This is a genomic window from Kribbella sp. NPDC050459 (genome assembly GCF_040655315.1).
GTDB lineage: Bacteria > Actinomycetota > Actinomycetes > Propionibacteriales > Kribbellaceae > Kribbella.
In genome coordinates this window covers 76,849-97,728 of record NZ_JBFAJQ010000003.1, presented here as the reverse complement: position 1 = coordinate 97,728, position 20,880 = coordinate 76,849, and the positions used below count along the sequence as shown (strand labels likewise).

The 20,880-nt window shown below is 69.8% G+C and carries 21 protein-coding genes; 4 read left to right on the top strand and 17 right to left on the bottom strand.

The genetic code is table 11. The features are described from left to right. Window positions 1-7: 7 nt before the first annotated feature. The 9 genes from AB0I12_RS11575 to AB0I12_RS11535 form a co-directional block, all read right to left on the bottom strand. The gene (locus AB0I12_RS11575) at window positions 8-853 is read right to left on the bottom strand and encodes an AraC family transcriptional regulator (protein ID WP_355692682.1); all 846 of its coding nucleotides are present in this window, start codon (window positions 851-853) and stop codon (window positions 8-10) included. Continuing rightward, window positions 850-2,283, bottom strand: coding sequence for a polysaccharide lyase 6 family protein (locus AB0I12_RS11570; protein WP_359927977.1), 1,434 nt, complete (start codon window positions 2,281-2,283; stop codon window positions 850-852). Before AB0I12_RS11570 ends, AB0I12_RS11575 begins: the two co-directional genes overlap by 4 nt. 3 nt (window positions 2,284-2,286) lie before the next feature. After that, a complete protein-coding gene (locus AB0I12_RS11565; RefSeq protein WP_359927974.1) occupies window positions 2,287-3,153 on the bottom strand; it encodes a carbohydrate ABC transporter permease in 867 nt (288 codons plus the stop codon). Beyond that, on the bottom strand, window positions 3,150-4,094 hold the full coding sequence (locus AB0I12_RS11560; protein WP_359927971.1) for a sugar ABC transporter permease: 945 nt from the start codon (window positions 4,092-4,094) through the stop codon (window positions 3,150-3,152). Before AB0I12_RS11560 ends, AB0I12_RS11565 begins: the two co-directional genes overlap by 4 nt. After that, on the bottom strand, window positions 4,091-5,395 hold the full coding sequence (locus tag AB0I12_RS11555; protein ID WP_359927968.1) for a sugar ABC transporter substrate-binding protein: 1,305 nt from the start codon (window positions 5,393-5,395) through the stop codon (window positions 4,091-4,093). The genes AB0I12_RS11560 and AB0I12_RS11555 overlap by 4 nt, the downstream gene beginning before the upstream one ends. 291 nt (window positions 5,396-5,686) lie before the next feature. Further along, window positions 5,687-6,244: a hypothetical protein gene (locus AB0I12_RS11550; RefSeq protein ID WP_359927965.1), complete on the bottom strand. Its 558-nt coding sequence runs from the start codon at window positions 6,242-6,244 to the stop codon at window positions 5,687-5,689. 12 nt (window positions 6,245-6,256) lie between these two features. Further along, complete coding sequence (locus AB0I12_RS11545) at window positions 6,257-7,486, bottom strand: ABC transporter permease (RefSeq protein WP_359927962.1); 1,230 nt, start codon at window positions 7,484-7,486, stop codon at window positions 6,257-6,259. Continuing rightward, on the bottom strand, window positions 7,486-8,178 hold the full coding sequence (locus AB0I12_RS11540) for an ABC transporter ATP-binding protein (RefSeq protein WP_359927960.1): 693 nt from the start codon (window positions 8,176-8,178) through the stop codon (window positions 7,486-7,488). The genes AB0I12_RS11545 and AB0I12_RS11540 overlap by 1 nt, the downstream gene beginning before the upstream one ends. Beyond that, on the bottom strand, window positions 8,168-9,520 hold the full coding sequence (locus AB0I12_RS11535; protein WP_359927959.1) for an HlyD family efflux transporter periplasmic adaptor subunit: 1,353 nt from the start codon (window positions 9,518-9,520) through the stop codon (window positions 8,168-8,170). The genes AB0I12_RS11540 and AB0I12_RS11535 overlap by 11 nt, the downstream gene beginning before the upstream one ends. Before the next feature lie 266 nt (window positions 9,521-9,786). On the opposite strand from AB0I12_RS11535, the gene AB0I12_RS11530 reads away from it, so the two are divergent. The 3 genes from AB0I12_RS11530 (at window position 9,787) to AB0I12_RS11520 (ending at window position 11,990) form a co-directional block, all read left to right on the top strand. Then, complete coding sequence (locus tag AB0I12_RS11530; protein ID WP_130448290.1) at window positions 9,787-10,158, top strand: RNA polymerase-binding protein RbpA; 372 nt, start codon at window positions 9,787-9,789, stop codon at window positions 10,156-10,158. A 90-nt stretch (window positions 10,159-10,248) separates the two neighbouring features. Further along, window positions 10,249-10,839, top strand: coding sequence for a WHG domain-containing protein (locus AB0I12_RS11525; RefSeq protein ID WP_359927956.1), 591 nt, complete (start codon window positions 10,249-10,251; stop codon window positions 10,837-10,839). Next, entirely contained in the window at window positions 10,836-11,990 is a 1,155-nt protein-coding gene (locus AB0I12_RS11520) for a GDSL-type esterase/lipase family protein (RefSeq protein ID WP_359927953.1), read from the top strand. The genes AB0I12_RS11525 and AB0I12_RS11520 overlap by 4 nt, the downstream gene beginning before the upstream one ends. A gap of 119 nt (window positions 11,991-12,109) precedes the next feature. Here AB0I12_RS11520 and AB0I12_RS11515 read toward each other — a convergent pair whose 3' ends face one another. From AB0I12_RS11515 to AB0I12_RS11490, 6 genes are read right to left on the bottom strand one after another with little or no spacing between them, the layout of a single operon-like run. Then, window positions 12,110-12,451: a hypothetical protein gene (locus tag AB0I12_RS11515; protein ID WP_359927950.1), complete on the bottom strand. Its 342-nt coding sequence runs from the start codon at window positions 12,449-12,451 to the stop codon at window positions 12,110-12,112. Further along, window positions 12,438-12,749 (bottom strand): hypothetical protein, encoded by a 312-nt coding sequence (locus AB0I12_RS11510; protein WP_359927947.1) that lies wholly within the window; start codon window positions 12,747-12,749, stop codon window positions 12,438-12,440. The genes AB0I12_RS11515 and AB0I12_RS11510 overlap by 14 nt, the downstream gene beginning before the upstream one ends. Window positions 12,750-12,751: 2 nt before the next feature. Then, window positions 12,752-13,981, bottom strand: coding sequence for a divalent metal cation transporter (locus tag AB0I12_RS11505; protein WP_359927945.1), 1,230 nt, complete (start codon window positions 13,979-13,981; stop codon window positions 12,752-12,754). Next, window positions 13,978-14,409 carry a hypothetical protein gene (locus AB0I12_RS11500; protein ID WP_359927942.1) on the bottom strand — a complete coding sequence of 144 codons (432 nt, stop codon included), beginning with the start codon at window positions 14,407-14,409 and terminating at the stop codon, window positions 13,978-13,980. The genes AB0I12_RS11505 and AB0I12_RS11500 overlap by 4 nt, the downstream gene beginning before the upstream one ends. After that, window positions 14,351-16,690: an FUSC family protein gene (locus tag AB0I12_RS11495; protein WP_359927940.1), complete on the bottom strand. Its 2,340-nt coding sequence runs from the start codon at window positions 16,688-16,690 to the stop codon at window positions 14,351-14,353. The genes AB0I12_RS11500 and AB0I12_RS11495 overlap by 59 nt, the downstream gene beginning before the upstream one ends. Window positions 16,691-16,716: 26 nt before the next feature. Continuing rightward, a complete protein-coding gene (locus tag AB0I12_RS11490) occupies window positions 16,717-17,637 on the bottom strand; it encodes an MBL fold metallo-hydrolase (RefSeq protein ID WP_359927937.1) in 921 nt (306 codons plus the stop codon). 82 nt (window positions 17,638-17,719) lie between these two features. Here AB0I12_RS11490 and AB0I12_RS11485 point away from each other — a divergent pair, with 82 nt between their 5' ends. Further along, window positions 17,720-18,568 carry a LysR family transcriptional regulator gene (locus AB0I12_RS11485; protein ID WP_359927935.1) on the top strand — a complete coding sequence of 283 codons (849 nt, stop codon included), beginning with the start codon at window positions 17,720-17,722 and terminating at the stop codon, window positions 18,566-18,568. A gap of 4 nt (window positions 18,569-18,572) precedes the next feature. Here AB0I12_RS11485 and AB0I12_RS11480 read toward each other — a convergent pair whose 3' ends face one another. Continuing rightward, a complete protein-coding gene (locus tag AB0I12_RS11480) occupies window positions 18,573-19,046 on the bottom strand; it encodes an FxsA family protein (RefSeq protein WP_359927932.1) in 474 nt (157 codons plus the stop codon). Window positions 19,047-19,099: 53 nt separating this feature from the next. After that, the gene (lnt, locus tag AB0I12_RS11475) at window positions 19,100-20,668 is read right to left on the bottom strand and encodes an apolipoprotein N-acyltransferase (RefSeq protein ID WP_359927930.1); all 1,569 of its coding nucleotides are present in this window, start codon (window positions 20,666-20,668) and stop codon (window positions 19,100-19,102) included. Window positions 20,669-20,880: the final 212 nt, after the last annotated feature.

Here is a 20,880-nt window from a genome sequence, read left to right as displayed (position 1 = left end):
GAGTCTCCTAGCTGTTGGGGCGGTACAACTTTCGGTACTCGCTCGGGGTCACCGAACTCACCTGTCGGAAGACCTTCGAGAAATAGGACTGATCCATGCCGACGGCGGCCGCGATCTCCTCCATCGGGCGTGCGGTCGCCACCAGTTCGCGCTGGGCCCATTCGATCCGGGCCCGCTTGATGTACTGCTTCGGCGACAGGCCGAACTCGGTCCGGAAGTGCCGCATGAACGCCGGCAGGTCGTAGCCGAAGTGGGCCGCGAGCTCCTCGACGCTCGGCAGCGTGGCGAGGTTCTCCTGGATGTACTGCACGATCCCGGACTCGCTCGTCTGCCGCTCCGACAGCCTGACCGAGCCGGGCGGCGCGCTGTCGAGGTAGTGCGCGAACAGCGCCGTCAGCGCCGAGCGCAGCCGCAGCGGCGTCGCGAGTCCGGGCGGGTCGCGGTCGGCCGCGCCGACCTGTTCGAACAGCGCCGCGGCCTCGTCGGGTGCCTTGCTCGGCACGATGTACGGCAGCGTCAGCATCTCGCCGATGTCGCGGTCGCCGATCAGCGCGTTGAAGTGCAGCCAGTGTTTGCGGAACACGTTGTCGCTGATCGTCTCGTACGACACCGGCACCTCGGCCGGCAGGTAGACCAGCTCGCCCGGCCGCGGGTACAGCTCCTCGTCACCGACGACGAGGCGCCCTTCACCTTCCAGGATCAGGTACAGCCGCGAGAACGGATCGGGCTGCAGCGGCCGGGACCACTCGCGGTGCACCTTGGTGATCCGGGCGGCGACGACCAGGTCCAGCCGCAGCCGGTCGAGATACGTCCGGATGATCTCCTGCTCTCCTACCGCTGTCTTGGTGGTCATCGGGCGTGCGGTCCCACGTCGGTCGAGGTCAGCGGACGGTACTTCGCAGGCCGCGGCGAGTACTCGTCCGCGCCGACGTCTGCTGCCCGTCCTGTCCGGTGGTCCCCGTCCAGATCGGTGGCCACCTCCGGGTACGACCGGGATGCCGCATCGATCGCGGGGCTGCCGGCCGTGAGCCGCCGTACGCCGTCGGGCCCGGCCGCGAGTAGCGGGTCGGCGCGGGTGAAACCGGCCGCGGGGGCGTTGCCGTCCGCGCCCTGTCCCCAGTGGATGTTGCCTGACCAGGTGATGCCGTCCTGGAACGGCATGTTCACCAACTGCCCGTTGTCTGTCACCAACAGATTGTCCGTCACCGCGCACTCCAGGGGCGGGAGGGTCCGGTGACTCTCACCGGTCACGGCGGCGCCGCAGTCGAGCACCGTGTTCAGCGCGATCCGCACCCGGTCCGGTGCGTCGTTGCCGGTGCGGGACTTCGGCGGCTCGCCCGGGTAGTGGTCCCGGACGTTGCCGCTGCCCAGGACGACGCCGGAGCCGCTGATCCGCTCGAGGTAGTTGTTCACGACCAGGTGGTCGTTGCCGTAGATCCGGATCCCGTTCTGCCCCGACAACAGGTAGTTGCCCTCGACCCGGGTGCCGTTGCCATGCCGCAGCACGATCCCGCCCAGGCTGTCGCGAATCGTGTTGTGCCGGATCGTGTTGCCGGACGACTTCACCGAGATCGCCTCGGGGTCGCCGTTCGCGCGCTCGAACAGGTTGCGCTCGACCACCGCGCCGGCCGTGGACAGCGCGCGCGGACTGACCCCGAGCCGGATCGGCTCGCCGCCGTTGTCCCCCGGGAACGAGTGGTCGCGGAAGTAGTTGTGGTGGATGCGAACCCCGGCCGCCATCTGGTCGGTACCGGCGCCCTCGACGCCCAGGTAGATGCCGAGCGTGGACTTGCCGTGGATCTCGTTGTGGTCGAACTCGGTCTGGTCGCCCCGGATCATCACCCAGTGCAGACCCTCGACGTCGGCCAGCTGGAAGTCGTTGCGGGTCAGCCGGATCCGCTTGCAGTCGGGCGGTACGTCGAAGGTCGAGGTCTGCCCGCGGAACGCGAACCCGCTGATCGTGACGTCCGACGACGCGCTCAGCACGAAGCTTTGCGCACCCGTCAGGACGACCCCGCCGACGGACTCCGCCCGGACGACGATCGGCTCGTCGCGGGTACCGCGCTTTCCGGTGATCGCGATCGGCGCGGTCAGCTCATAGGTGCCGTCCGCAACCGTGATGACGCTGCCCGGCACGGCGTGCCCGATCGCCGTCTGCAATTCGTCCGGCGAGCGAACGAGCCGGCTCCGCGCATCGGCTGCCGCGGGCAGCGTCCCGACGGCTGCCACCAGGCCGGTCACCCCCGCGACCCCGGTGGTTGCCAGGAAGGTACGACGATCCATGTCTCACCCCTTGAGTGCGCCGGAGGTCAGCCCTCGGGCGAACGAACGTTGGAAGAAGAGGAACACCAGCACGGACGGGAGCAGCGCCAGCAAGGAAGCGGCGAGGACGACGCCGGGTGTCACGGCCGGATCGATCCGCAGGGTCCGCAGCGCGAGCGGCAGCGTGTACGCCGACGAGTTCTGCGCGACCAGCAGCGGCAGCAGGTACTGGTCCCAGATCATCGTGAAGCCGAAGACCCCGATCACGCCGAGCGCCGGTTTGCACAGCGGGAGGATGATCTGCCCGAAGATCCGCAGCTCCCCCGCGCCGTCGATCCGGGCCGCCTCCTCGAGCTCGCGCGGCACGTCCTTCATGAACTCGGTCATCACCAGGATCGAGAACGCCCAGGCGCCGAGCGGGACGATCATGCCGGCCAGCGTGCCCATCAGGTTCAGATGCACCAGCGGCAGGTCGGCGAGCACCAGGGTCAGCGGCAGCGCGAGGATCTCCTCGGGCAGCATCATCGTGGCCAGGATCGCGACCAACACCAACGTCATCAGTGGGAACTTCTTCCGAGCCAGCGCGTAGCCGGCCAACACCGACACCGCCACCTGGAGCAGCAGCCCGAACCCGACCACGAAGAACGAGTTCAGCAGGTACCGCAGGACGCCGTGGCCGAAGGCGATCCGGAAGTTGTCGAGCGTCGGCGTCCTCGGCACGACGCTCAGCTGGGTCGGATCCGAGACGTGGTTGAACGAGCCGACCAGCAACGCGAGCAACGGGCCTGCGAAGACCGTGAACAGCCCGATGTAGATCACGAACTTCGCGAGCCGGGCGCCGATCCCCTTGCTCTCGGTGAGCCCCAGCGCGGTCTCGGTGGCGGCGCTCATGCGGCCCTCCTTCGTCGCAGCAGCTGGACGCACACGGTCAGCACGAGCGTGGCCGCGAAGAGCAGCACCGCGCCGGCCGACCCGACACCGAGACGGCTCTGCTCCAGGCCCAGCTTGTAGATCAGCGTCATCACGACCTCGGTCGAGCCGTTCGGCCCGCCGTTGGTCAGCAGGAACACCTCGGTGAACGTCCGGAACCCGCGGACGGCGGCCAGCACGAACAGGATCGCGAACACCGGTCGCAGCCCGGGCAGCGTCACGTGCAGGATCCGCTGCCGCGTCGACGCGCCGTCGACCGTCGCCGCCTCGTACAGCCCGCGGTCGATCCCCGCCAGCCCGGCGAGGAAGATCATCATGTCGTACGGCGCCCCGCGCCAGATGCCGGTCACCGCGATCGAGGCGAGCGACGTGTGCGGGTCGTTGATGAACCCGGACGGGCCGAGCCCGACCAGACCGATCACCTGGTTGATCAGGCCGTCGCCCGTCGGGTGGTACATGATCCGCCACAACTCGGCGACCACGGCGAGCGGTACGACGACCGGCAGGAACGCCGCCGACCGGATGAAGGTCAGCTTGCGGGTCTGCCCTTCCACCAGCAGCGCCAGGCAGAAGCCGAGCAGCATCGATCCGAACGTCTGCCCGACCGCGAGCACGATCGTGTTCCACGCGGCGGACCGGAAGCCGTCCGAGCCCAGGACCTCGGCGTAGTTGGCGCCGCCGACCCAGGTGTTGCCCAGGTACGGCCGGACTTCCTGCACCGACATCCCGATCGCCTGCGCCATCGGGATGAACTTGAAGTACACGAACAGCACCAGCGCCGGGGCGAGGAACAGCCACGGCACCCACCACTGCCCGTCGCGGCGCTTCTGGCGGGGCCGGTCGGCGGCCGCCGGCGCGACCTGCGCCGGGGCCGTCAGCCGGGTTGCCTCACGCACACTCATGACGCGTTGACGCCCTGTTGGCTGAGCGTGTCGGTCAGCTTCTGGTCGAGCTTCTTCAGCTCGGCGTCGACGTCCAGGCCGCAGTCCGCGATCAGGGCGTTCACCGTGTCGGCGGTGCTTTGGCGGACCGGCGTCCAGTTCGGGATGGACGGGGCGTAGCGGCCGTGCTCGCGGTACACATCGGCGTACAGCTTCCACCGCGGGTCGGGGCGGACCGTGGCGATGTCGACGCTCTTGTTGACCGGCAACTGCACGATGAAGGCCTTCTCGCCTTCCATGCCGATCTTCTGGCCCTCGGCGGAGATCGCGTAGCCCGCGAAGGCGTTCTGCGCGGCCTCGTTCTTGGAGCCGACCATCAGGTAGACGCTGCCGCCCTCGGCGAGCACCGTCGAGTCCTTCGGGCCCTTGGGCATCGGCACGACCTCGTACTTGTCCTTGCCGAGCGAGGAATCGAAGCGCGGCATCAGGTACGGGCCGACGACGTACATCCCGGTCTTGCCCGCCTCGAACGTCTCGTTGGTCGGCGGCGTATCCATCGTCGCCGCGCCCGGCTGGACGACCTTCGACGTGCAGGCGAGGTCGCGGAACCACTTGGTCGCGGCCACCGACTCCGGGGTCGACATGGCGGGCTTGTACTTGCCGTCGCTCTGCTTGGCGATGAAGTCACCGCCGGCCGCCCAGAGGAAGTTCGAGAAGTACCACGACGCGTAGCCGCGCTTGGTCGAGCCCGGCACCGCCAGGCCGTACGTGTCGGCCTTGCCGTTGCCGTCCGGGTCCTGGGTGGTGAAGGCCTTCGCCAGGGCGACCATCTGGTCCCAGTTCGCCGGTGCGGTCAGGTTGACCTTCTTCAGCCAGTCCTTGCGGATCAGCAGCGCGGAGGCCTGCGCGGAGTACGGGACGCCGTAGGTCTTGCTGTCGGTGGCGCGTGCCGCGGCCAGCGCCGGCTCGAGCAGCTGGTCACTGCCCTTGATCGCGGACAGATCGACCTCGCGGACGATCCCCTGGCTGACCATCGTGCCCAGCTGGGACGAATCGTTCATCACGATGTCCGGCAGGTCCTTCTGCGCCGCCCGCTGGGACAGCTTGGTCTCGAAGTCGTCGAAGATCGCCGTGACCTCGACCTTCTGCCCCGTGGCTGCCTCGAAGGCCGCCGCCAGCTTCTTCATCCCCTTCTCGCCGTCGCCGCCCGGCGTGGTGCGCGCCCACAGCTCCAGCGGCGCCGACGGATCCTGCTCGGCCTTCCCGGCCCCACCCCCACCGCAGGCGGCAACCACCAGGGCAAGCCCCACCCCCGCAGCCATGAATCTGAACGACCTGATCACCGACACAGTCCTGCCCAACTTCCGACTCGAGAGGCTCAATTTGTACTTTTTGAGCCTCATTTCGTCGCAAGATAGCGCTTTCCAAACCACGGCGTCAATGACTCATCCGATCTCTGCCGGCCGCGGGGCGTCGGGGCTCGGGGTGGACCGTTCGACAGGAGGTGTCGACCGAGCCGAGCCGTTCGAAGGCGCGGGTGAGCGTGCAGACGCCCGCCGCGACCGGACACCTCCTGTCGAGCGGCCCCTGCTGGCCGGAGGCACGTGATCGGGTCAGCGCGACGACGGGGACGCGCTCGGGTTGTTGCGGAAGCCGCCGCCGAAGGCGCCTTGGCGGACGGTGTTCGCGGTGATGGTGCCGTTGGAGTTCTGGCCGCTGACGACGACCTGCTCGCCGGCCTTCAGATCCGCCGCGGTGCCCTTCGCGGTGATCTCGTACGTCGTGTCGCCGGTGAGCTTGACCGTGACGTTGCCGGACTGCGTCTTCACGACCAGCTCGGAGCCGCTCGCCGACACGACCGTACCGATCGTGCCACCGCCCTGGCCGCCACCCTGCCCACCGCCCGGGTACTGGCCCGGCGCGTTCTGGCCGCGGAACCCGCCGTACCCGCCGGCGCCGCGCCCACCGGCCTGCGGCTGGTTCGACGAGCTGTCGGAGGCGAAGGCCGCGTGCAGCCCGGCGCCGCCGCCGAGCCCGATCGCGAGGACGACGATGCCGGTCAGGATCGCCGTCGCCAGCGGCAGGTTGAGGGTCTTCTTCGGCTTCAGCGCCGCGTCGACCTCCTCGTCGGACCCGATCTGGGCGAACTCGTCGGGCGTCTGGTTACTCATCTCAAAGGCCTCTCACTCATGACGTAGCGCATCGATGGGACGGAGGCCGGCGGCTCGGTGCGCCGGCATGCTGCCGAAGAACAGGCCGACCGCCGCGGACACGCCGAGCGCGAGTCCGATCGACGACGGCACCAGCACGGGCTGGACGCCGGCCAGCTGGAAACGGGTGACGATCAGCGCGGCCCCGACGCCGACCGCACCGCCGATCAGGCTGAGCAGCGTCGCCTCGATCAGGAACTGGCCGAGCACGGTCCGCCGGCGCGCGCCGAGCGCCTTGCGGATCCCGATCTCCCGGGTCCGTTCGGTGACCGTGACCAGCATGATGTTGGTGACCCCGATCCCGCCGACGACCAGGCTGATCGCGGCCACCGTGGCGAGCAGCGCGGTGAACGTCGCCGCGGTGTCCTGGCTGGTCTGCAGGATCTGCGCCGAGTTCGTGATCCGGAACGGCGACGTCTCGGTCGCCGGCACCTGATGCCGCGCGGTCAGCAGCTGCGTCACCTCGGTCTGCGCGGCGTCGACCCGGTCCTGGCCCGCCGCCTGGACGACGATCTGGCTGAGGGCGCCGTACCCGGCCTGGGTCGCCCGGAGGGTGTTGATCGGGACGATCGCGGTCGCGTTCGGGTCGTTGAACCCGGTGCTGTCCTTGCTGGCCAGGACGCCGAGCACGGTGAAGTCGACCGCACCGAGCTTGATCGTCTGGCCGACCGCGCTCGCGGGCCGGGTGAACAGCTCGGTCGCCGCTGTCTGCCCGAGCAGGATGACGCGGCGCGAGCCGTCCACATCCGCCTGCGTGAACGAGCTGCCGATCTGGACCGGGGTGTTGGTGGCCGGCAGGTACGCCGGAGTCGTGCCGATCACCTGGTTGACGGTGTAGCTCGTGTCGCCGTTGGTCGCCGTACCGGAGCTCGTCATCACCGGCGCCACCGAGGACACTTCCGGGGCCAGGTTCTTGTCGGTGAGCGCCGCGGCGTCGTCGAGCGTGAGGCTGTACTGCTGGTTGGCCGGGCCGGCCTGGCCGCGGACGAAGCCGCCGCCACCGCCGGTGGTGGAGACCGTCAGCAGGTTCGTGCCCATCGCCTCCAGGCGGTCCTGCACCGCCTTGCCGGAGCCGTTTCCGACCGCAACCAGCACGATCACGGCGCCGACGCCGATCGACACCCCGAGGACGGTCAGCAGCGATCGCAGCTTGTTGGCGGTGAGGCCGCGGAGGGCGGCGCCCATCAGGTCGCGTGGTGACATCAGCGGGTCACCTCGTCGGAGACGATCCGGCCGTCCGAGACGTGGACGAGTCGCCGCGCCCGGGCCGCGACCTCGTGCTCGTGGGTGATCACGATGATCGTGCGGCCGCCCGCGTGCAGGTCGTCGAACATGCCCAGCACCTCGTCGGTCGAGTGTGCGTCGAGGTTGCCGGTCGGTTCGTCGGCGAGCAGGATCCGCGGGCCGGTCGCGAGCGCCCGGGCGATCGCGACCCGTTGCTGCTGGCCGCCGGACAGCTGGTTGGGCCGGTGACCGGTGCGGTCGGCCAGGCCGACCATCTCGAGGGCGCGGTTCGCCCGCCGGCGGCGTTCGGCCCGGCGCAGATGGGCGTAGGTGAGCGGCAGTTCGACGTTCGCGAGCGCGGTGGTCCGCGGGATCAGGTTGAACGACTGGAAGATGAACCCGATCTTCCGGCCGCGGACGAGGGCCTGCTGGTCCTCGCTCAGCCGGGCCACGTCGCTGCCGTCCAGCCAGTACTCCCCACGAGACGGTACGTCGAGGCAGCCGAGGATGTTCATCAACGTCGACTTGCCGGATCCGGACGAGCCCATCACCGCGACGTACTCGCCCGCCTCGACCCGCAGCGACACGCCCCGGAGAGCATGGACCGCGGTCTCGCCCTGGCCGTACGTCTTGGTGACGTCGCGGATCTCGATCAGGGACTCAGCGGCCACGGAAGCCTCCGGCGCCGTTCCCCTGGCCGAGGCCGCCGGCAGGGAACTGGCCGCCGCCCGGCTGCTGGCCCTGCCGGTTCTGGCCGTTCTGGGTCCCGGTGCCGCCGATCGCGCCTTGCAGCAGCTCGATCTGATCGCCTTCGTTCAGGCCCGACGTGATCTGGGTGTAGCTGTCGCCGCGGACGCCGACCTTCACCTCACGCGTCCCGCTGCCGTCGGCCATCGTGACCGTGTACGTCGTACCGCTGGTGGCGATCGCGGTGCTCGGCACGTAGAGGGCGTCGGCGGCCTTCGCGGTCTGGACCGTGACGTTCGCGGTCTGGCCGATCCGGGCGTTGGCCGGGAGCTTGGCGAGGCTGAAGGTGGCCGAGTACGACACCACGCCGTTGGTGGTGGTCGGGGTCGGCGAGACCGTCGCCAGCGAGGCGGTCAGCGTCGTACCGGGCTCGGCGTTCAGGGTGACCGTCGCGGTCTGGCCGGCCTTGATCTTGATCGCGTCCGCCTCGGCGAACGCGGCCACCACCTGGAGCGACTTCAGGTCGGCGATGTCGACGAACCCGGTGCCGGAGGTGGTGGTGGAGGTTGAGGTTGAACCTTGACCTGAGGTCGAGCCCTGGCCGCCGCTCCCCGAGCTGGAACCGGAGCTGGAGCTCGAACCGCCGGCCACCGAGCCGACCGCTCCGTTGACCGCCGTGACGGTGCCGGCTATCGGCGCCTTCAGCGTGGTCGCGTCGACCGCGGCCTCGGCGGCCTCGACGTTCTGGTCGGCCTGCTCCTTGTCCGCCTTCGCCTTCGCCAGGCTCGCCTCGGCGTTGCTGACGGCAACTTCCGGACTCTGACTCTGTCCTTGACCTTGAGACTGCTGGGTCTGCTGCTGACCGGCGGTCGGCGTGGGGGTCGGCGAGGCCGATGCCTGCTCGGCCTCCTCCAGCGCGTCCTGTGCGTCGCTCAGCGTCTCGCCGGCCGCGGTGACCGAGTTCGCGGACGCGATCTGGTTCTGCTGGGCGATCCGCAACTGCCGCTGGGCGGCGGACGGGTCGACCTTCGCGATCGCGGCGCCCTTCGCCACCACCTGACCGACCTTCACCAGCACCTGGGTGACCGTGCCGGAGGTCTCGAACTGCGGCGACGCGGTCTGTGAGCTCTGCAGGGTGCCGCTCGAACTGACGCTCGCCGTCACCTCACCGCGCTGCACGGCCGCCGTCGGCCGGGTCGCGCTCGCGGCCGGTGGATCCTTCTTGAAGAACAGGAAGTAGGCGGTGACGGCGATGACGAGCACGATGGCCACCAGGGCCGCGTTCACGAAACTGAGGCCACGGAGCTTGTGGCGGGGTAGCACCATGGACGCAGAGGCTAGGGACGATTACTGAGGAGGAGATCCTCGATTCCTGGCAACAGGCTGTGAACCAGGTGGCGATTCGGTGCGTCGTACGTCGGGCGGTTCGCGACGGACGGCACAGTGCGGGATCTGTACGGGATCTGTGAACAGTCGATGACAGCAGGTCACGACGGTGCTGTCAGGTGCGAACATATGGCTCGGACATGCCAAAATGGGAATGATCCGGGCCGGCCGACCGTTGGCACGGATGACGATCTCGGAGGTTTGACATGTCTAATCGCGTACTGCGTGGTTCGGGGCTGGGTGGGGTCAGCTTCGAGGATGACCGTGGTGTCGAGTTCGCGCCGCGCCAGATGATCACGTATGACTGCCCCCGCGGCCACGTGGTCGAGGTGACCATGGCGCACGACGCCGAGGTGCCCGCGGTCTGGGAGTGCCCGCACTGCGGCAGCGAGGCCGCCCGGTCCACCGGCGAGAAGCCGGAGCCGAAGCAGGAGAAGCCGGCCCGTACGCACTGGGACATGCTGCGCGAGCGCCGGAGCATCTCGGAGCTGGAGGAGCTGCTGGCCGAGCGGGTCGAGCTGCTCCGCAAGGGCGAGATCGGCCCGGCGCACCTGCACCGGACCAAGCGCACCGCCTGAACCACCCGGGAACCCTCATCGCAACGGCGCGGTGGGGGTTTCTTCTTGATCTCATTTGCCTAAAGGCTTTAGGCAATTACATAATGGGGTATGGCAAGAGCGGGGTTGAGCGGCGAGCGGCTGGCACGGACCGGGGTGGAGCTGGCCGACGAGGTCGGGTTCGAGCAGGTCACGGTGTCGGCGCTGGCGCGGCGGTTCGGCGTCCAGGTGGCGAGCCTCTACTCGCACGTCCGCAACTCCGACGACCTGAAGACCCGCATCGCCACCGTCGCGCTCACCGAGCTGGCCGACCAAGCCGCCGCGGCGGTCGCAGGCCGGGCCGGACAGGACGCACTCACCGCCCTGGCAGACGTCTACCGCACCTACGCCCAGTCCCACCCCGGCCGCTACGCAGCCTCCCGCTACACCCCACCCGACGCTCCGGCGACCACCACAGACTTCGTGGCCGCTGGGAAGCGGCATTCGGAGCTCATGCGGGCCGTTCTGCGCGGCTACGACCTGGACGAGCCCGCGCAGACCGACGCCGTACGACTGCTGGGCAGCTTCTTCCACGGTTACGTCACGCTCGAGCTCTCCGGCTCCTTCAGCTACAGCGGCCCACCGAGCGCCGACAGCTGGCCTCGCATCCTGCACGCCGTCGACACCCTCCTCCGCACCTGGCCCGAGAGGCAATCTTCGTGATCACCACCCCCATCACCCTCGACCTGCTCCGCGGCGCCCTGGACCTCGAGCAGACCGCCCGCGGCGTCCTCCCGCACCGCCTCCCGACCTGGGCGCGAGCGCAGTACGACGACAGCCAGATGGCGATGGTCGACTCGCAGCCCTCCGGCGTACGCCTCGTCTTCCGCACCAGCGCGACCGCGATCGAGCTCGACACCCTCCCGACGAAGCGCGACTACACCGGCGCTCCCCCGCGCCCGGACGGCGTGTACGACGTCCTCGTCGACGGCCGGCTCCACACCCAGCTGACGGCAGCGAGCGGCGACGTCATCACGATCGACCTGGCGACCGGCGCCACCGAGACCCGCGAAGGCCGGCCGCAGACGCTGCGAGTCACCGGGCTGAGCGCCGCACCGGAGACTGTCGAGATCTGGCTCCCGCACGACGAGACCACCGAACTCGTTGCCCTGCGCACCGACGCAGCGGTCGAGCCGGTCCCGGCGAGTCGCCGGACCTGGCTCCACCACGGCAGCTCGATCAGCCACGGCTCCAACGCGGCACACCCGACCGGCACCTGGCCCGCGCTGGTCGCCGCACAGTCCGGCGTGGAGCTGGTCAACCTCGGCTTCGGCGGCAGCGCGTACCTGCAGCCGTTCATCGCGCGCACGATCCGCGACACGCCCGCCGACCTGATCAGCCTGAAGCTCGGCATCAACATCGTGAACTCCGACAGCCTCCGGCTCCGCTCGTTCACCCCGGGCGTCCACGGCTTCCTGGACACCATCCGCGACGGTCACCCGGACACGCCGCTCCTGGTCGTCTCCCCCATCCTCTGCCCGATCCACGAGGACACTCCCGGTCCGACCGGCTGGGACCTCGCCGCGCTCGCCGCCGGCGAACTCCGCTTCACCGCGACCGGCAACCCGGACGAGGTCCCCGCGGGCAAGCTCACGCTGTCGGTCATCCGCGCCGAGCTCGCCCGCATCGTCACCCAGCGAGCCCTCACCGACCCGAACCTCCACTACCTCGACGGCCGCGAGCTGTACGGCGAAGCGGACAACCTCGCCCACCCGCTCCTCGACGACCTCCACCCCGACGCCGCCACCCACGAACTACTGGCCACCCGCTTCACCCACCACGCCTTCGGCCCCAAGGGCCCGTTCACCCAGTGACGCGCGTCCCGCCCGACAGGAGGTGTCGGTCGGCCAGTAGTGCATCTGAGCGTGATCCCGCTCACCGCGTACAGCGTCTCATCGGTGCACTACCTGTCCGTCGGGCCCAGTCAGACCGGTCAGTAGCGGGCGAAGTCCTCCAGGCGGTGGAGGTCGGGGCGGGCGTGGGTGGTGGTGACGGCGTCGGCGGTGATGGTGTCGACGTCTTCCCAGGGCAGGTACCAGACCTCGCCGAGGCGCCAGTGCACGAGCCGGCGGAGCAGCTCGGGACCGACGTGGCGCTCGTAGCCGAACAGTCGCGTGGCGCGGTTCTCGACGACGATGAGGCCGTCGACGCGCAGCGCGCGCTGCATCGAGACCAGCATCGGTCCGTCCTGGACCAGGCGGACATCCGCGACGCCGCCGATCACGTCCCCGTGGGTGTCCAGGACGCGGCGCCCGAGCAGGTCATTCAGTCGCATCTCCGGCTCCTGGGATCTTGGCGATCACGTGGTTCTCGACCCAGTCGTCGTAGTAGTCGAGATCGAGGTCCTCGACGACGACCGTCACCGCGGTGTCGATGGCGGCGATCCGCCGTGCCATGATCCGCTCGCGGCCGGTGATCAGCGCGGCCACGACCGGCGGGTCGGCGTCCAGGTCGAGCTCGACGTCGTCGATCTTTCCGGCCAGGTGACCGTCGGCCTGGTCGATCAGCTGCCGGTCGAGCAGGTGCAGCTGTGCGTGCAGCACCCGTCCCGATGTGTCAGGCGTCCGAGTCATGGTCACTGCCCTCCCTTCGTGATGATCATCAGCGGTATGGCCGCCAGCGACGCAACGACCAGCAGGGCCAGGTAGACCAGGCCGAACGCGTTACGCAGCGGACCGTTGGTCTCCTTGCCGACGTAGTCAGGATCGTTGGCGACAATCAGAATCGGGAGGTACGTGAGCGGCAGCGCCATCGCCGCGAACACCACGGAGTACTCCGTCACCAGCACCGGATCGACCGAGGTGAGCAGCGTCAGCATCGCCAGCACGATGCACACGATCATCACCACATGGAACCGCGACGCCGCGCGCGGCCGCACCAGCTTGCCCCACTGCCAGCCGCGGTACTGCGCGATCGTGTAACCGCACGACAGCGCCGTCTCCAGCGCCGCGCCGAACGTCGCCGCGAACACGCCGATCAGCACGATCGCCAGACCGATCTTGCCGAGGGCAACCGCCACCGGAAGCGTCACCTGCCCCAAGGTCCCGACCTGGATACCCGCCGGCAGGAACAGCACCGCGGTGCAGCCCATGATCGCCAGCGACAGGATCCCGCCGAGCGGGAACCCGACGAACACGTTGGACCGTGCGGTCACCAGGTCCCGCCGCGTCCACTTCTCCTCGACCCCTCCGGACGAGAAGAAGAACACCTCGTACGGCGTCATCGCCGCACCGAACAGCGCGATCGCGAAGTACGCGTACGTCGACCAGTCCTCGTGGCCGATCGGATGCGGCCGGGTTGCCTGGTGCAACAACTCGCCCCAGTCCGGTCCGAGCTTGAACAAGGCGACCGCGAACACCACCAGCAGCAGCCCCATCAGCCCGAAGACCTGCTCCAGCCGGGAGAACTTCACCCGCCAGATCACCAGCCACACCGCGAACGCGGCCAGCGGCATCCAGAGCAGGTAGTTCACGCCGCTCGCGAGTTCGAACGCGAGCGCCACCCCGCCGATCTCGGCGATCAGCGTCAGCAGCGTGACCAGGAACGACGCCACCAGCGTCAGCAGTCCGGTGCGCGGTCCGAGCCGCTCACGGATCAGGTCGAACACGGGCCGCCCGGACATCGCCACGACCCGCCCGCACATCTCGGCGTACAGGCAGATCCCGATCACGCCGACGATCACCACCCACGCCAGGTGCAGGCCGAACCGGGCGCCGACGAGCGCGTTCGTGACCAGGTCGCCGATGTCCACGAAGCCGCCGATGGCGGTCAGGATCCCGAGGGTGACACCGAGCACCTTCTTCACTGCGCGAGCTCCCCGATCCGGCTCAGGTCCGTCGCCGACTGCCGGAGCGCGGGCAGTTGCTGTTCGGCCGCGGCCAGGTCGTCGTTGCCGAGCGCGATCCGGACCGCGGTCACCGCGGTCTGCGCGTCGTCGAGAGTCTTGGTGACCTGCTCGTAGAGGTGCGTCGAGGTCGGCGTCGACGGTTGTTGCGCGGAGAACGAGCTGGCCGCCGCCTCGACGCCCTTCTCGGCGTCCTTGACGATCTGCCCGGCGGACCGGGTCCACAGGTGCTGCGCCCGCAACTGCTCGACGGCCAGCCGCGTGGTGCTCACTTCGGAGGCGGCGGAACGCGCCGACTGGGCGGCGGCCGATCGGAGCTTCTGGTCCGGGTTACCGCAACCGCTCAGAATCAGGATCGTCAGCAGCATGATCGCCACTGCTCGCCGCATGCTCACCGTCCCCGGTCCGATGGTCGTACGACGGTCCGGTACCCAGAAGCATGCCGTGATCAGTCGTTCGCTCAGCCGCCGACGCGAGCGCAGGCTGCAAGCGCCGGATCGCTTCGAGGTGGCTGTGTGTCCAGAGGATCCTGATCGCGGTGGGCGTCGCCTGGCCGTCGCGGTCGTACAGGTCGCGCCGTACGGCGTCGATCAGGCGGGCCTTGGTCTCGTGATCGTGCTCCAGCGGGTCGGGTACGGGACCTTGGCCGTCGACGCTGCGGGCGAGGGTCGCGTACCACTGCAGCAGCCGGTCGGCCGACGCGAGTAGTGCGGACTGTGCGGCCGCGCGGTCGTCCGACGGCGGGCGGCCGTCGGCGTACCGTTCCCAGAGCTCGAGTACGGCGTCCGCGGCCAGGCGGATCCCGACCACACCGGTGACGAGCGCCGTCATCTCGCTCAACGGCACCGGCTTCGCTCCGCGCTCGGTGAGATACGTGCGGAACGTGTCGTCCAGCCGGCGCGCCGCGGCCGCTGCCCGGCGGCCGTCCTGGGGTGCCGACGGTCCGGGCCCGCAGCAGGACACGGCGTACCCGACGACGCTGACGAGGTACTGCGCGCTGTCGACGTACGCCTCCGCAAGCGCCTTCCCGACCGCGGTCGACGCTCCGCGCGGCCAGAACAGCAGGCCGACGAGCAAGCTCACCGCGCAGCCGAGCGCGATGTCCTCGATCCGGAACAGGATCAGCGACCAGCCCTCCGGCTGCGCGATGTTGAAGAGGATCACCAGCGTGACCGTGAACGCGGCCTGACCGGTCGCGAACGAGATCGCCGCCGGCACGATGCCCGCGATCAGGACCGCGACGGGGAGCAGGATCCACAGCACCACGCTGTTGTCGCCGATGACGAACAGGAGGCCGGCGCCGATGAGCGAGCCGACGACGGTGCCGCCGACGGCGCGGTACGCGTTCTGGCCGGTGTTGAGCGCGTTGGATCGAAGGACCGACAGCGTGCCGAGGATGACCCAGAAGCCGTGCTGGACGCCGGTGAGGTTCGCCAGCGCCACCGCGGCCGCGAGCCCGGCCGCGCCGCGGATGCTGTTGTGCAGCCACACCGAATGCCGTTCCAGATGCGCAGCAGCACGCTCGGCGGCGCTGGTGACCGGTCCCGTCAGCGAGCGCGGCTCTCGCCCGAGCAGGCGATCGGTCCAGCTCCGCTGGTCGGCGATGCGGGCGGACTCCACGTTCTGCGCGATCAGCATGACCGCGAAGCCGATTTCCTGCGCGCGGAACGACACGTTCAGGCTGCCCATCAAGGCGGCCGGTGAGCCGTACGCCGACGGCAGCCGGGCGACCGCGCCCTCCTCCAGTCCCGTCACGGCATCACGCAGTACACGGGTCGCCTCGGCCAGCCCTTCGACGGCGAGCCGTGGATCCTCGAGCAGCTCCGCACTGCGTTCCAGGACGTCGGCGGCCGCGAGGTGAACCGCGGCCGACTCCGTGTCGCTGCCGGGAAGCACCGCGGGACGCGAGTCGCCGAGGATCGCGCTCAGCCAGGTCAGTTCGTCGACGAGCCGCACCAGCGCCCTGGACCCGGTCGACAGGCCGGTCGGCCGGTACGGCGTCGCGGTGAACGTCCGCCGCAGCTCGTCGATGAGAGCCGCGGTGCGCTCGGTTCGTACGGCGCACACCTCGAGCGTGTCCCGCGCCTCGGAACGCAGCTGTGCCGCCGCGGCTCGGCAGACCTGGGCGGCCGGCGCCGCGAGCGGATCGACCCACGGCCTCGGCCACAGGAACCTGACCGCGAGGACCGCGCCCGCCGCGGCGATCGCGACACCTGCGAGCCGGTCCGGCAACATCGCGAGCGGACCGGGTGTGGCCACCGAGAGGATGAAGGCGAGCAGCAACGACGTACCGGCGCCGGCCAGGACCGAGCTGACCACCCCGGAGAACAGGACGACGAAGCCCACGACAGCGGTGGTCACGACCGCGGTCCAGACGGACCGGCCCGCCAACGTCCCCACCGAGACCAGCACGAGCCACGCGATCGTGAGCTGCACCTGTGCGCGGAGCCGTTGCACCTTGGAGCCCGGGAAATCGACCAGCAACAGCATCGCGAACGCCCCGAACGCGGCGAACGTCGCCACCGTCGGCGCGTGCAGAACCTTGGCACAGAACGCGAACAGCGCCGGCATCACGATCGCCGTGCGCGCCGCCCGCCGCGTCGCTCCCAGCCCTGGATCCCGCGCCCGCAGCCAGGCGACGAGGCGCCGACCGAGCATCACCACCCGCATCCCGCCTCTCGCCGAGCCCGATGGCGTCAGTCTCCTCCACCCGGCCCGGTCCGGTCACGCGGGTGCTCCGAGCAGAGGCAGCCCACACCGCGGTCGATCCACTCCGGGAGCCGCCAGTCGGGGTGACGCCGGATCATCAGCGCCCGGATCTCGGCGGCCGTCGTCTCCTCGGACACCCCCGAATCCCGCCGGCGCCAAGTCTCGTCGCGCAACTCGGTGAGGTAGTCGCGCACCTGGACCAGCAGCCCCGCGTCGCCGACCTCGCCGTGGCCCGGGACAACGATCCGATGGCGCTCCGCGGCCAGGCGGTCCATGACGTCGATCCAGCGCACACCGGACACGTCGACGTCGTACGGCGGGAACCACGGGAAGATCGCGAACTGATCCGCCTCGGCCAGGTCGCCGGTGAACAGGATGCCTTCGTCGGGGACGGTGACGACCTGGTCGCCCTTGCTGTGCGCGCGTCCGGTGGCGCTGAGGTGGACAGTGCGACCGCCGAGGTCGAGCTCGTAGGTGTCGTCGTACGTGACCTCCGGGGCAGGGATGCGGACATTCTCGAGTTCGCGGGCGACCGGTTCGCCGAGCTGGCGGAACATGTGCAAGTAGCCGTCGCCCTTGGTCGTCAGGTCGTCGGCCTGAGCCGTGTTGACCAGGTACGTCGCCTCGCCGGCGAAGACCTGCGCACCGAACGCGTGCTCAGGATGGAAGTGCGTCGTGGTCAGGTAGAGCCGGCGGCCGTTCGCGTACGACGTGGCGAAGCGCAGCACCTGCTCCGCGTTGCGCGGGCCGAGGCCGGTGTCGACGACGAGGACCGAGTGGCTGCCGCCGACCAGGCCGATGTTGGGGACGAGGTCGACGTTGCGGTTCGGGATCACGACGACGTCGCGGCCGAGCTCCTGGACGTCGGTCAGGTCGACGAGCGGGTCGGCGTACGGATATTCGGTCATGTCTCCAGCTCAGCACCGGGCGGCGTCGCGCGTCCAAGACCGGTCCCGCATCGGCGATACCCAGCGGGTATCGTCGCAGGTGATGGAACTGCGGACCTTGCGGTACTTCGTGACGGTCGCCGAAGAGCTCCACTTCGGGCGGGCCGCGGCCCGTTTGCACATGAGCCAGCCGCCGCTGAGTCGCGCGATCCGGCAACTCGAGGCCGACCTCGGCACTCCCCTGTTCCACCGGTCACCGAGCGGCGTCAGCCTCACCCCGGCCGGGTCCGCGCTGCTCTCCGAAGCCCGCAAGCTGCTGCAGCAGGCCGAGCAGCTCCGCGCGCGAGTCGCCGCCGCGGCCGGCGCCGCCACGCTGACCGTCGGCATCCTCGGTGACAGCACCGACCCGGACGTCTCCCGACTGGCCGCGGCGTACCGACGGCGGCACCCGAACGTCGACGTACGGATCCGCGAAGCCGACCTCACCGACCCGACCTGCGGTCTCCGCGCCGGCCTCGTCGACGTCGCCCTCACCCGCGGTCCGTTCGACGAAACCGGCCTCCGCGTCCAGGTCCTGCGCTCCGACCCGGTCGGCGCCGTACTGCGCGCCGACGACCCGCTGGCCGGCCACGACCACCTGAAGCTCGCCGACCTCGCCGACCGCCGCTGGTTCCAGTTCCCCGCCGGCACCGATCCCCACTGGCAGTCCTACTGGAACGGCGGCGAACCCCGCCAGGGCCCCATCGTCCGAGCCGTCCAGGAATGCCTCCAGTCGGTCCTCTGGAACGGCACCGTGGGCCTCGCTCCCCTCACCCACCACAACCCCGGCAAAGAGCTCGTCACGATCCCCATCGAGGACCTCCCACCCAGCCCTCTGGTCATCGCGTGGACCGAGACCACGCCGCTGATCCAGTCCTTCGCTCAGACCGCCAGATCCACCTACACCCCCTGACGGCCTACTTCTTGTCGGGATCGATGACCTCGCCCTGGATGACGTCGCCGGACGGTGGGCGAGGTTGGGTGGGGTTGCCGGGCATGAAGGGCGTGAAGGCGGGTGGGGTGAGGGTCGTCGCGCGGCGGCTGACGAAGCGGGTGACGAGGCGGCGGGCCAGCGGGCGGGTGAAGGGGAGCACGAAGAAGAAGCCGAAGATGTCGGTGACGAAGCCGGGGGTCAGCAGCAGGGTGCCGCCGATCAGGACCAGGGCGCCGTTGGTGAGCTCGCGGCCGGGGAGCTTGCCGGTCTCGAGTGAGGTCTGCAGGGCGTTCCAGGCGCGGCGGCCCTCACGCTTCACCAGCCACGCGCCGAGTGCGCTCTCGGCGATCAGCAGGGCGACCGTCGGCCAGCCGCCGATCGCCTGACCGACCTGGATGATCACGTAGATCTCCACGATCGGCACGACCAGCAACGCCAGCCCGATCAACCAAGCCATGTCCCCTGCCCCTTCCGGCGATTCCCTCCAGTGTTACAGGTCCGCCGGAAGGCTCAGGCCGGAACCTTCTCCCGCGGCTTGGCGGACCCCGACGCCGGCGGCGGTGTCGTATCCGCGCGCCCGCGCCGCCGCTCGATCAGCGCCAGGACGAGCCCCAGCAGACCGAGCCCGGTGAGGACCCACTGCGGCCACCCGCCGAGGATCGTGGCGAGGGTGTGCCCGTCACGCACCGGGACCGTCGCGACGTACACGTCCGGCACGAACTGCGCGGACTTGTGCTCGACCGTCCCGTCCGGTCGGATGACACCGGAGATGCCGCTCGTCGACGCGATCAGCACTGTGCGCCCGGTCTCGATCGCACGCATCCGGGTGATCGCGAACTGCTGCTCCGGCTGTCCGGTCCCGCCGTACGTCGCGTTGTTGGTCTGCACGATCAGCACCTGGGCGCCGCCCTTGACCACGTCCTGGATGACGTTGTCGTACGCGAGCTCGAAGCAGATCACATCGCCGTACGTGACGCCGCGGATCGGCATCACGCCCGGACCCACGCCCGGCACGGTCTGGGCGCCGATCATCTCGAGCCGCTTGATGTACGGCAGCAGCTGGTCGCGGAACGGGATGTACTCACCGAACGGCACCGGATGCCGCTTCGCGTACCGCTGCCCCGGGCCGCTGGCCGGGTCCCAGACGATGCCGGTGGTCTGCCGCTCGTTCTCCCCCGGCCCTTCGGTGACGGCTCCGACCAGGATCGGTACGCCGACCGCCTTCACCGCCTCCTCGATGTCGGCGCGGGTCTCGGCGTCCTTGTACGGGTCGATGTCGGTCGAGTTCTCCGGCCAGATCACCACGTCCGGCTTCATCTCGGTCCCGGCCTCGACCCGCTTCTGGAGGTCGAGCGTGGCCTGCAGGTGGTTGCGCGTGACGGTGCGCGCCCGGCCCAGGAACTCCAGCCCCTTGCCCGGCACGTTGCCCTGCACCATCGCGGCCCGCACGGTCTTCCCGTCGCCCTCGATCGACAACGGGATCAGCGCGCTGCCGAACACGATCGCCAGCCCGGCGACGAGCCCGACGGCCCGCCACCGCAGCGCGGTCCCGCGGCGCAGGACGGCGTACACCAGGACACCGACGAGCGCGACGACGAAGCTGAGGCCCGGGATACCGACGAAGGCGGCGAGCTTGCCCAGCGACTCGTCGGAGAACGCCCATGCCAGCCGGCCCCACGGGAACCCGCCGAACGGCACCGACGCGGTCGCGAACTCGGTCGCCACCCACAGACAAGGGATCCACAGCGGCCACAGCCGCAGCTTCAGGACCTGTGTCGCGAACATCCCGAACACGGCGTAGAACAGGCCTTCGAGGATCGCCAGGGCGATCGCGGCATCGCCGCCGATGACGCTCAGCCACGGCACCAGCACGGCGTAGTACGCGATGCCGAACCCGGCGCCGACCAGGAAGCCGGCCTTCATCGAGATTCCGTTCAGCGCGGCCAGGAACAGCGCAACGGCGACGATCGTCAGCCACGGGAGGTCGTGCGGTTCGAACGCGAAGCCGAGCAGCACCCCGGCGGCCACGGCCACCGCCACTCGCGGCAGCAGCCGTCCCAGCGCCTTCAACCGGTCCACGCGGTCAACCCCTTGTCCTCACGTCACCGGCGCACGCCGGTCGCCCGACCGTACAACGTCCGGGACACGCCAATGTATCCGCCCGGCGGCCATCAGGTGTCACTCGATCAGCCGGCGCACACCGCTCTACCTGTGCGCGCAGACGCCGCTGAAGGTACCGAGGCCGGGGCGAATCACCCGGGTCGACCAGTCACACCGCTGCAATTCACGCC

Excerpts from the sequence above, each read along its gene's own strand:
- AB0I12_RS11575 (WP_355692682.1), bottom strand. The coding sequence starts at position 853 with ATGACCACCAAGACAGCGGTAGGAGAGCAGGAGATCATCCGGACGTAT.
- AB0I12_RS11570 (WP_359927977.1), bottom strand. The coding sequence starts at position 2,283 with ATGGATCGTCGTACCTTCCTGGCAACCACCGGGGTCGCGGGGGTGACC.
- AB0I12_RS11565 (WP_359927974.1), bottom strand. The coding sequence starts at position 3,153 with ATGAGCGCCGCCACCGAGACCGCGCTGGGGCTCACCGAGAGCAAGGGG.
- AB0I12_RS11560 (WP_359927971.1), bottom strand. The coding sequence starts at position 4,094 with ATGAGTGTGCGTGAGGCAACCCGGCTGACGGCCCCGGCGCAGGTCGCG.
- AB0I12_RS11555 (WP_359927968.1), bottom strand. The coding sequence starts at position 5,395 with ATGGCTGCGGGGGTGGGGCTTGCCCTGGTGGTTGCCGCCTGCGGTGGG.
- AB0I12_RS11550 (WP_359927965.1), bottom strand. The coding sequence starts at position 6,244 with ATGAGTAACCAGACGCCCGACGAGTTCGCCCAGATCGGGTCCGACGAG.
- AB0I12_RS11545 (WP_359927962.1), bottom strand. The coding sequence starts at position 7,486 with ATGTCACCACGCGACCTGATGGGCGCCGCCCTCCGCGGCCTCACCGCC.
- AB0I12_RS11535 (WP_359927959.1), bottom strand. The coding sequence starts at position 9,520 with ATGGTGCTACCCCGCCACAAGCTCCGTGGCCTCAGTTTCGTGAACGCG.
- AB0I12_RS11530 (WP_130448290.1), top strand. The coding sequence starts at position 9,787 with ATGTCTAATCGCGTACTGCGTGGTTCGGGGCTGGGTGGGGTCAGCTTC.
- AB0I12_RS11525 (WP_359927956.1), top strand. The coding sequence starts at position 10,249 with ATGGCAAGAGCGGGGTTGAGCGGCGAGCGGCTGGCACGGACCGGGGTG.
- AB0I12_RS11515 (WP_359927950.1), bottom strand. The coding sequence starts at position 12,451 with ATGCGACTGAATGACCTGCTCGGGCGCCGCGTCCTGGACACCCACGGG.
- AB0I12_RS11510 (WP_359927947.1), bottom strand. The coding sequence starts at position 12,749 with ATGACTCGGACGCCTGACACATCGGGACGGGTGCTGCACGCACAGCTG.
- AB0I12_RS11500 (WP_359927942.1), bottom strand. The coding sequence starts at position 14,409 with ATGCGGCGAGCAGTGGCGATCATGCTGCTGACGATCCTGATTCTGAGC.
- AB0I12_RS11495 (WP_359927940.1), bottom strand. The coding sequence starts at position 16,690 with ATGCGGGTGGTGATGCTCGGTCGGCGCCTCGTCGCCTGGCTGCGGGCG.
- AB0I12_RS11490 (WP_359927937.1), bottom strand. The coding sequence starts at position 17,637 with ATGACCGAATATCCGTACGCCGACCCGCTCGTCGACCTGACCGACGTC.
- AB0I12_RS11485 (WP_359927935.1), top strand. The coding sequence starts at position 17,720 with ATGGAACTGCGGACCTTGCGGTACTTCGTGACGGTCGCCGAAGAGCTC.
- AB0I12_RS11480 (WP_359927932.1), bottom strand. The coding sequence starts at position 19,046 with ATGGCTTGGTTGATCGGGCTGGCGTTGCTGGTCGTGCCGATCGTGGAG.